The 2,455-nt window shown below is 42.4% G+C and carries 3 protein-coding genes and 2 pseudogenes (1 of these 5 cut by a window edge); 3 read left to right on the forward strand and 2 right to left on the reverse strand.

Annotated features, from left to right (window positions below):
- Both ACMHXH_RS07090 and ACMHXH_RS07095 read left to right on the forward strand, forming a co-directional pair.
- Positions 1–222: pseudogene (locus ACMHXH_RS07090) on the forward strand (adenylate/guanylate cyclase domain-containing protein); the annotation flags it as partial.
- Positions 223–354: 132 nt separating this feature from the next.
- Positions 355–537 (forward strand): annotated as a pseudogene (locus tag ACMHXH_RS07095) (IS256 family transposase); the annotation flags it as partial.
- Between the two features lie 278 nt (positions 538–815).
- Here the strand turns inward: ACMHXH_RS07095 and ACMHXH_RS07100 are convergent.
- The gene (locus tag ACMHXH_RS07100) at positions 816–1,256 is read right to left on the reverse strand and encodes a hypothetical protein (protein WP_101095225.1); all 441 of its coding nucleotides are present in this window, start codon (positions 1,254–1,256) and stop codon (positions 816–818) included.
- Entirely contained in the window at positions 1,256–2,239 is a 984-nt protein-coding gene (locus ACMHXH_RS07105) for a hypothetical protein (protein WP_413737868.1), read from the reverse strand. The genes ACMHXH_RS07100 and ACMHXH_RS07105 overlap by 1 nt, the downstream gene beginning before the upstream one ends.
- A 118-nt stretch (positions 2,240–2,357) precedes the next feature.
- On the opposite strand from ACMHXH_RS07105, the gene ACMHXH_RS07110 reads away from it, so the two are divergent.
- Positions 2,358–2,455: the 5' portion of a helix-turn-helix domain-containing protein gene (locus tag ACMHXH_RS07110; RefSeq protein ID WP_413737870.1), read on the forward strand. Its footprint extends 145 nt past the window's final position; the window shows 98 of its 243 coding nt (coding positions 1–98); it begins with the start codon at positions 2,358–2,360; its stop codon lies off the right edge, out of view.

The raw sequence follows: 2,455 nt of genomic DNA on the forward strand, positions 1-2,455 counted from the left end.
GAGATCAGCTTCTTCAGCGACGTGCTCAACACCCTAGCGCGACTACAGGATCAGTGTAACCCCTTAGGACAAAGGATGCTGCTCTCCGGCGCGCTGGTAGCTAGGCTGGAAAATGATGACAGCGAGTATCAGCTCACCAATTTAGGACCGGTCAAGTTAAAGGGTAAACAACACTCCATTGAAGTGTTCGGGGTTAAACCAAAACAAGGCAATCAGTCATAAAAAACAGCCTATTAAGGGCTAAATTTTAAGTGGCAAAGTTGCTATCAGAGTACTTATCCGTAGCAATTTTCAATTGCCTTGTGCGCTAACAGGGAATTTAACACTACCCCATTCCCTGATGGCGGGCATGGTTTCATGAAACTGACGAAAACCAAGGGTGGTTTTGCCAACGAGAACAGTTTACTCAAACTGCTCTACGCCGGTATATTGAAGGCTCAGGAGCGGTGGTCACACCCGATTCAAAACTGGAATTTAACGCTATCTCAGCTGTCCATCCATTTTGAAGGACGACTGGATGCTCACATCGTTCTGTGATTTTTAACGTGACACAGAATTTTGAACACCCTCTCAAAAAGATATGGCTGTCCTGTTTTCGTTCCGTTTTCCATTTGTTTTACGTTTGTTTTCCGTTTGTTTTCCGTGTGTTTTCCGTTTATTTTCCGTTCCTGTTTTCCGTGTGGTCCTATTTTCCGTGTTCTTCATATCTTCCACCCATTTGCGTAAACAAAGCATAGTTGGAGGCTAACCTCTGCACCATTAATGCTGGGTGTCCCATTTTTACCATATTCCACCCCACACCTCATCTTGTATTTCTACTCTTTAAAATAGATCACTTTAGCTTTCCCTCCATCAATATGAACGTAGACATCAAATTCATTAGACATTGCAAAATAACGGGATAAATCCTTTTCAAAAACCCCTTCACCAAGGTACTCAGAACTCATGCTAGGTATACACTCCCCGATGTAACCATAAACTCCCCGTAGAGCTTCTACTGGTGTACCTGTATGATAAACTTTCCAAAACCCAGATGAAAAAACACCATCAACCTTTAAGTTAAAGTCTATTGCTTCTACTTTAACAACCCCCTCCACATGAAGCCCGTCAGGCTTCAAGGGACAGCCACTTAACATAGGAATTCTTAGTACTCCATATTGTTTTCCTACTGGCTCAACATTTTCTTTATAAAACAAAAAATACCCTATAACGACTCCAACAAAAATGTATAAAAATATTCTTATTAGAACTTTCACTAGCACCCCCGCATGTTATTCTGTATACAAAGTGAATCAACAATTTTAGCCCCTTCCGGCAACCTTGTAACACCAACTATACCTATCGACCTTATATGTACTGACTCATTAAAATCGGTTCTCAACGTTTCTGATGTAACCCGTTGCCCTATAAAATCACTCACGTTACCAGAAGCATCTTCCTCCCATAGTGTAAATATTGTATCCTGCGTAGTTTTAACCTGAGTAGTTACATATGTAATCTCATATTCAGTGTATACAGATGAATCAACCAACCTCCATGCTACTTCAGGCCCAGCCTTTAAACCTGGAGGCGGATCTCCTATCCACTTAGAATAAACAGTTCTAGATTGAATAGATACAACCTCAGGTTTCTGTTTTTTAGGTTCTAGGACATCTGTTCTACTTTTTAAAACATTTGCCACTTCATTTACTACATATTGCATTGCAGATGTTATCGCTCCATTTGCAAACTTACCTCCTGTAAGTTTGGATACTGTTCCACCTGCTACGGTCTGAATCATTACTCGACCAAAAGACGCACTCGTTTGAATTTTCCCAATCCCCTTCATGATTCCAGCAGAGATAAACCCGTGACCAAACTTTCCACCTTGTAAGACACTAATGACTCCTCCTGTTGAACCATGAGCTAACATCTGCTCCCCAGTTGACCAAGCATTAGAAGTCCCCTCCGCTCCATGAATTTGGTTTCCTAAAGCTCCAAATACAGCCCCGCTAAATGCACCCCATAATGCCCCTCGTAAATTACCAGTAGCAACAGCTCCACCTATAAAACCAGTGATACCTCCTGCAACTATTGCATTTCCCGCAGTCCCTGCAGCAACCCCCCAGCTAGCCGCCCAACCCGATGCTGCGCCTGCTGTAAAATAAGTAACAACTGCAGCTACTATTACTCGCCAATATTTCTTAATCGCCTTCCAGAGTTTATCGAAGAAGAACCCACTCGGATCGGTATAACTCATCGGGTTATTCAAACCCGAATTCAGATAATAAGTGCACCACTCATGGTTAAACGGTGAGGAGAGATCAACTGCCTGTTGGTGATACTCTGTAGTCGCCAAACAAACATGAGTAGTTACCATGAATTACAAGCAGTTGATCGAGGGACAACGATACCAGATTGAGGCCTATTTACGCGAGGGTTTCAGTTATCGGGAGATAGGAAAACGTCTGAAAGT

Source organism: Shewanella sp. BJSY2023SW001 (genome assembly GCF_047314685.1).
Classification (GTDB): Bacteria; Pseudomonadota; Gammaproteobacteria; order Enterobacterales; family Shewanellaceae; genus Shewanella; species Shewanella indica.